This window comes from Blautia sp. MCC270 (genome assembly GCF_018785605.1).
GTDB classification, from domain to species: domain Bacteria; phylum Bacillota; class Clostridia; order Lachnospirales; family Lachnospiraceae; genus Blautia_A; species Blautia_A fusiformis.
This window is the reverse complement of sequence record NZ_WQQD01000035.1, coordinates 1-6435: the sequence shown is the minus strand read 5'-3', so window position 1 is coordinate 6435 and position 6435 is coordinate 1. Positions and strand designations below refer to the sequence as shown.

Sequence of the window (6435 nt, the reverse complement as noted above, 5' to 3'; positions counted from 1 at the left end):
TTTCCTTTTTGTGTGATGCATCCACAAATCTATATATATGTATAATTCTGTATTTTATGAATATTTTTTATCAGGGCATAAAAATACCCTGGAGAAACCTTACGTCTCTCCAGGGTAAAAGTTCGAACATACTCCGAACGGGATCAGTCTTTCAGATTTTTGAGAACCTGTACAAGATAGTTCCATACTCTTTCTGTGGAAGCAATGCTGAGAACCTCCTCGGATGTATGGATATCCTTCATATCCGGTCCAAGGGATACACAGTCCAGTCCTTCCATTTTTTTATAGAAAAGCCCGCATTCAAGGCCTGCGTGGATCGCTACGACTTCAGGCTTATGTCCGTACATTTCCTCAAAAACTGCAACCATTTTATCTCGTAATGGAGATTCCTTTCTGTACTCCCATGCCGGGTATGCACCCTGTACTTCATAGTCACCACCAAGAAATTCTGTGAGATATTCAATCTTATCAGATAATGCACTGCATGCAGCGTCTACAGAGCTTCTTACACTGGAACTTGCAAAAAGCTCGTCCCTATCCAGACGGAGGATACCGATATTGCTGGAGGTTTCCACCAGGCCTTTGATGGTTCCGCTCATTTTCTGGATTCCGAATGGTACATTCTGCAGATAAAATACGATCTTTTCCTGACTTGTAGGATGAAGAACCTCTGCTGTTGCAGTACCCTTTTCTGTTATTTCAAAAGTAATGTTTTCGTCAGAACCAGTATATTCTTCACGGAGCTGCTCCTGGAGCTCTTTTGCGTAAGCTTTTACCTCAGCAACGGAATCCGTAAGAAATTCTGCGGTGCACTCTCTTGTAATGGCATTGTCTTTCTGTCCGCCTGTAAGAGAAATAAGGGCATATTCCGCTTTTTTCTTAAGTCCGTAAAGAAACCGTCCCATAAGTTTATTGGCATTCGCTCTGTTCTTGTCAATCTCGGCACCGGAATGTCCGCCCATAAGCCCACAGACTTTGACCTGTACCTTTTCTCCTTCTCCTTCTACGCGCTGGACAGGGATATGGCTGATACCGGAAAGACCGCCGGCACAGCTGATCCAGAGACTTCCCTCCGCTTCAGAATCCAGATTGATAAATCTTCTTCCCTTCAGCACGCTGCAGTCCAGACCGACTGCACCAAGAAGACCAATCTCCTCATCAACCGTGAACAGTACTTCAAGAGGAGGGTGTGGAATATCTGTACTGTCAAGAAGAGCAAGGCCATAAGCAACTGCAATACCATCATCACCGCCAAGAGTTGTTCCGTTGGCTGTGATATAACCATCTTTTACAGAGATGTTCAAACCATCTTTTGTAAAATCATGATCTACATCCGGTCGTTTTTCACATACCATGTCCATGTGTCCCTGGATGATCACTGTGGGAGAATTCTCATATCCTGATGTGCCTGGCTTGTAGATCACTACATTATTCAGCTCATCCTGTACATATCTGAATCCATGATCCTTCGCGAATTCCACAAGGAAATCACTGATCTGTTTTGTATTTCTGGAACCATGAGGAATCTTGCAGATTTCTTCAAAATAATGAAAAACTCTCTTTGGTTCACAATTTTCTAATACTGGCATAAATTCTGCCTCCTTCTGCTTCATAAATTCATTTGTCTTTTATAATAATCATATACTGTAAAAAAAGCAAGGACCTGTTTTTATGAAACGAAAAATAATCATATTTTTCTATATCTGCCTGTTGCTTTTTCTGCTTTTTCACCCAAAAGAAGCTCTTACCGGAGTAAAAAATGGACTTGGATTGTGGTTGAATATCATGATTCCCACTCTGCTGCCATTTCTGATCCTGACAGGAGCATTATTAAAAACTGGAAATGTCCGGAAGCTTCTGAAACCATCTGCTTTCTTCTGGAAAACGTTTTTCGGGCTTTCACCTGCTGGAGCCTATGTTCTGATCCTGGGTCTGTTATGCGGATATCCTATGGGAGCCAAACTGGCACATGATCTGTACATAGACCAGCAGATTTCCCGCAGAGAAGGGGAATATCTTCTTACGTTTAGCTGCAATGCAAGTCCCGCATTTATCATTTCCTATCTTTCCGGGATACTCTTGAAAAATAAGATATCAGCAGTACAGATGGTCCTCACTTTTCTGGCGGCAGATCTCTTTTGTATGCTGTTTTTTCGTTTCGTTGTATATCGCGGGCATACCGTGGACTCTGTCTGCGTAAACAAGATAAAAAAAGAGACATACCAACAGGACTCCATAGGAGCCATCCTGGATGTCTCGATCATGGACGGATTTGAAACCATCACACGTCTCGGGGGCTATATTCTCCTCTTCTCACTGATACTCGCCAGTATCAGCTTTTACTGGCCATTTCATGCACAAAGCTGTATGCTGTTCACAGCACCACTGGAACTAACTACCGGGCTGAAACAGATTGCCGACGCACCACTGCCATGGAAAAGCAGATACCTTGCTTCTATGCTCCTGACTTCTTTTGGTGGCTTTTGCGTCATGGCTCAGACAAAAAGCGTATTGGAAAACAGTTTGTCACTGATCCCCTACGCTATTTCAAAATGTCTGAACGCCAGTGCGATATTCCTGATCCTAGTTTTCTCCGATATCGTCTAACAGATCTTCGTCTTCTTTTGTTATAGAAGAACTGTCATCATCCTGGAAAGTATTGGAGATTGCCGCTGCCTGAGCAGTCTGTGGTGCAAGCTCCTGACGATTATGATTAACAACCTCAAGGCAGCTCTGCAGAGCATCAATAAATGCTTTGTATTTACCACCGGCATCTTCAAGTGTCTGATTCAGGACAGAACCGATATTAGCCATCATATCATCTGTGTATGTGATCGCACTGAGACGAATGCTGTTTGCATCCTGTGTTGCAGAATCAAGAATCTCCTGAGCCTGCTTGTTTGCAGCATTTATGGTCTCATTTGCCTGTGCATATGCTTTCTGCATGATCTCATGCTGTGTAACAAGTTCCTGAGCTTTGGCCTGAGCATCTGCGATCAGACTGTCAGCTTTAGCCTGAGCATCCTCAAGGATCGCATCCTTATTGCTGATGATCTTCTGATAACGTTTGATCTCATCCGGAGTTTTCAGACGAAGTTCACGTAAATACTCCTCAATCTCTTCTTTGTTCACTACGATCTTGGTAGTGGAAAGGGGCTGGAATTTACAGCTGTCCACATACTCTTCAATCTCCTGAATAATCTGTTCAATTCTGCTGCTCATAATACACTCTCCTTATTTCTCTGTTTCTCTTTTTTTCAATTTCTCTTCGACTGCATCCGTAATCTCACGTGGAGCGAATTTGCTCAGATCTCCTCCGAAATTAGCAACTTCTTTCATGATCGTGGAGCTTAAGTATGCATATTCCAGACTGGTTGTAAGAAAAACGGTGTCCACATCCGGTGCCAGAACACGATTAGTCTGGGCCATCTGCAGTTCATATTCAAAATCCGTGACAGCACGAAGCCCTCGAACGATCACCTGGGCATGGTTTTCCCGCGCAAAGTTCACTGACAGGCCCTCGAATGCTTTCACCTCCACATTCGGGATATCTTTTGTCGCCTTTGTTAGTATCTTAACACGTTCTTCTACAGAAAACAACGGACTTTTTGCAGAATTATGCAAAACTCCCACTATAACCCGGTCAAATGAAATGCTTGCCCGCTTAATGATGTCAAGATGGCCATAGGTTGCCGGGTCAAAGCTTCCCGGGTATACTGCTGTTATCATATGTCTGTCTCTCTTTCATTTTTTTAGGAAAACATGCTTGTTGGTTTTATATTCCTTGGAACGTACCAGATGATATCCAAGGTCCTCTACATAAGAAAAATCCGTATGTAGATCTTCCTCCACAACGATCAGCGTGTTTTCATCTGCAAGAGTGCTGTCAGCCAGATACTCAAGGACTGGTTGTTCCAGATGCTGTTCGTATGGTGCATCCATAAAAATACAGTCAAATGGTTCTCCGCCTTCCAGTGAACGCAGTGCCTGAAGCACATCCATGTTCAGCAGTTTACCACCATCCGTGAGTTTTGTAAATGAAAGATTTTCGCGGATACAAGTGCATGCTTTGGGATTTTTTTCCACAAACACGGCATACTCGGCTCCACGGCTCAGAGCTTCAATACCGATCGCTCCGCTTCCGGAAAACAGATCCAGAAACCGACAACCCGGTATTTCAGGCTGGAGAATGTTAAAAAGAGTTTCCTTAATACGGTCTGTTGTTGGTCGTGTCTCATTTCCGGGAATGGTTTTTAAGTTTAATCTACGTGCTTTTCCTGCTATGACTCTCATTTCAGATTTAATCTCCAATCCAGATCACCGCGGGCCAGTCCAAGGATCAGAAGTTCCGCAGTGGCAATATTTGTAGCAACCGGAATGTTGTACTGGTCGCAGCGTTTGACAATGCTCATGATATCCGGCTCTACCGGGTCCATCATGACAGGGTTATAAAACAGGATCACCATATCCAGATCCTGACGCTCTACCATCTCCATAAACTGCTTGTCTCCGCCTATACTTCCGGCAAGAAACTTGTGAACGTGAAGACTGGTTGCTTCCTCAATTCTTCTTCCTGTTGTTCCGGTTGCATATACTTCATGTTTGGCAAGGATATTCTTGTATGCAATACAGAAGTCTTCAATCAGAACTTTCTTACTGTTATGCGCAATAATTCCTAAATTCATAATTCACCTCTCCATTCTCTGCCCTTGGGTTACATCCCTTTTCTCCCCTTTATATAGGTAAAATCATATAACTCTGTAACTGATTCTAGCATAACGCCCAAAAAAGTGCAATTTAATTCATGTAAATTCATGAAAAATTAATATTTTCCACGGCGTTGCTCCATATACTCTATTCTTCCCAGCTGTTTCCTGTAGTATAATCAATTTCAATTCCCGGCTGTATGTTATAAACAAAAACATGGAAAGATATCTTCTGGTCTTTAACGGATTCGGCTTCCATTTCCACACCCCGGGCTACCAGTTCATTTCCCTTAAAAAACGGAGTTACACGATACATGCAGGGATTTCCTGTACTGTGCACGTAATCTGCAACCTCATTTTCAAAAGGAAGCATTCCCGTCACATTGAGATATCTGGTTCCTGTGATAAGATTTTTCCTGTTTGCATTCTCTCCAGTCAGCTGATATCCGATAAGATGGCAGCGATTATACAGATACCTGCCATCTACATTTTCATATTTTACAGTATGCCATCCTGTAGGCTTCACCATTCCGATGGCTCCTCGCTCTTCATCAGGCATCAGCTCCGGTGTGACCTTGGATTCTGCATAACCACAGCGCCCCAGGGAATCTAGTTCACTATAAAATTCGTATGCAGGTCCTGCGCTTTTTTCATCAGAAAAAGAGGGTACATTTCTATTGATCTCCACATATGGACTGCCGCTGTATTCCGGAATCTGATCCAGAGAAACAGATTCTGTCTGCCCTCCTGTCTTCGTCTGAGATTGTTTCAGTAATCCTGTCACTGCATCGGAAGCGGATTCCGAAATATCTTCCCAGAGGATCTGTGCATTTTCTTCTATATATGTAAGAAATACCTGTCCGAAGATCCGGCTTTGATCTTTTACCTCTTTCAGGCTCCGCGGCGGCATCCAGCCATTACATACTGCAAGGATGACACACAGGATAATGGCTGTGAGTATTTTTCGCCTGAGCTGTTTTTTTCGTTTATATTTTCGCTTGTATGTAGGATAACGCTTCTTTTTCACGGGACTCCCTTACTTTTTTTGTCTGACAGATATTATATGTGATGCAGAGATTATTATAACCGCAATTCCAGTCAAAAAGCAACCATACATTCGGTTTTTACTGCGGTATAATTTATGAACAGAAATATTTTTATATGTTAAATTTCCTTTAACTGCCAGTGTATTATTTTATGGTTTTCATATACTAGCAATGTAACAGTAAACCAAATAACAACCAAGGAGGAAATGAATTATGCCAAGTAACACTTCTTCTAACAAAGCAGTTGTACCGGAAGCAAAGGGCGCACTTGACCGTTTCAAATATGAGGTAGCAAACGAGCTGGGTGTTCCGCTTACAGACGGATACAACGGAAACCTGACTTCCAAACAGAATGGATCCGTAGGCGGATATATGGTCAAAAAGATGATTGAGGCACAGGAACGCCAGATGTCCGGCAGCTCCCAGGGCGGCCAGCAGTACTAAATCTGTACGCGCAGGTAGTTTCATTGCTATGCTGAGTTGATCTAAGCTCATGCAAAAAAGATGCTGTCTGACAGAACTGAAAACCTGCCAGACAACATCTTTTTATTTTATATAAAAAGAGATCTTATTTCACAAACATATCCACACATTATACAAACATTGACACTCCCCACAGCTAAAGCAGGGGGATTCTTGCTTCTCCCACTACTGCATTGGCAAACACCTTACGGTACTGCAAT

General features: G+C 42.8%; 7 protein-coding genes and 1 pseudogene. 2 read left to right on the top strand and 6 right to left on the bottom strand.

Features of this window, described 5'->3' with window-relative positions:
- Positions 1 to 143 precede the first annotated feature (143 nt).
- Entirely contained in the window at positions 144 to 1589 is a 1446-nt protein-coding gene (locus GPK58_RS10160) for an aminoacyl-histidine dipeptidase (RefSeq protein ID WP_215638599.1), read from the bottom strand.
- Between the two features lie 82 nt (positions 1590 to 1671).
- On the opposite strand from GPK58_RS10160, the gene GPK58_RS10155 reads away from it, so the two are divergent.
- Positions 1672 to 2607, top strand: coding sequence for a hypothetical protein (locus tag GPK58_RS10155; protein ID WP_215638598.1), 936 nt, complete (start codon positions 1672 to 1674; stop codon positions 2605 to 2607).
- Here the strand turns inward: GPK58_RS10155 and GPK58_RS10150 are convergent.
- From GPK58_RS10150 to GPK58_RS10130, 5 genes and pseudogenes are all read right to left on the bottom strand, one after another.
- On the bottom strand, positions 2584 to 3222 hold the full coding sequence (locus GPK58_RS10150) for a hypothetical protein (RefSeq protein WP_015524911.1): 639 nt from the start codon (positions 3220 to 3222) through the stop codon (positions 2584 to 2586). The two genes, GPK58_RS10155 and GPK58_RS10150, sit on opposite strands and share 24 nt — an antisense overlap.
- A gap of 12 nt (positions 3223 to 3234) precedes the next feature.
- Positions 3235 to 3729, bottom strand: coding sequence for a pantetheine-phosphate adenylyltransferase (coaD, locus tag GPK58_RS10145; protein ID WP_015524910.1), 495 nt, complete (start codon positions 3727 to 3729; stop codon positions 3235 to 3237).
- A 15-nt stretch (positions 3730 to 3744) separates the two neighbouring features.
- Positions 3745 to 4293, bottom strand: coding sequence for a 16S rRNA (guanine(966)-N(2))-methyltransferase RsmD (gene rsmD, locus GPK58_RS10140; RefSeq protein WP_015524909.1), 549 nt, complete (start codon positions 4291 to 4293; stop codon positions 3745 to 3747).
- Entirely contained in the window at positions 4290 to 4685 is a 396-nt protein-coding gene (locus tag GPK58_RS10135; protein WP_015524908.1) for a methylglyoxal synthase, read from the bottom strand. The genes rsmD and GPK58_RS10135 overlap by 4 nt, the downstream gene beginning before the upstream one ends.
- Positions 4686 to 4860: 175 nt before the next feature.
- A pseudogene (locus tag GPK58_RS10130) lies at positions 4861 to 5490 on the bottom strand (DNA/RNA non-specific endonuclease); the annotation flags it as partial.
- A gap of 475 nt (positions 5491 to 5965) precedes the next feature.
- Between GPK58_RS10130 and GPK58_RS10125 the strand changes: the two are divergent.
- A complete protein-coding gene (locus tag GPK58_RS10125) occupies positions 5966 to 6196 on the top strand; it encodes an alpha/beta-type small acid-soluble spore protein (protein WP_022426343.1) in 231 nt (76 codons plus the stop codon).
- Positions 6197 to 6435: the final 239 nt, after the last annotated feature.

What these genes read in the sequence shown, in the direction of transcription:
- GPK58_RS10160 (WP_215638599.1), bottom strand. Translation starts at nt 1,589, where the DNA reads ATGCCAGTATTAGAAAATTGTGAACCAAAGAGAGTTTTTCATTATTTT.
- rsmD (WP_015524909.1), bottom strand. Translation starts at nt 4,293, where the DNA reads ATGAGAGTCATAGCAGGAAAAGCACGTAGATTAAACTTAAAAACCATT.
- coaD (WP_015524910.1), bottom strand. Translation starts at nt 3,729, where the DNA reads ATGATAACAGCAGTATACCCGGGAAGCTTTGACCCGGCAACCTATGGC.
- GPK58_RS10150 (WP_015524911.1), bottom strand. Translation starts at nt 3,222, where the DNA reads ATGAGCAGCAGAATTGAACAGATTATTCAGGAGATTGAAGAGTATGTG.
- GPK58_RS10125 (WP_022426343.1), top strand. Translation starts at nt 5,966, where the DNA reads ATGCCAAGTAACACTTCTTCTAACAAAGCAGTTGTACCGGAAGCAAAG.
- GPK58_RS10155 (WP_215638598.1), top strand. Translation starts at nt 1,672, where the DNA reads ATGAAACGAAAAATAATCATATTTTTCTATATCTGCCTGTTGCTTTTT.
- GPK58_RS10135 (WP_015524908.1), bottom strand. Translation starts at nt 4,685, where the DNA reads ATGAATTTAGGAATTATTGCGCATAACAGTAAGAAAGTTCTGATTGAA.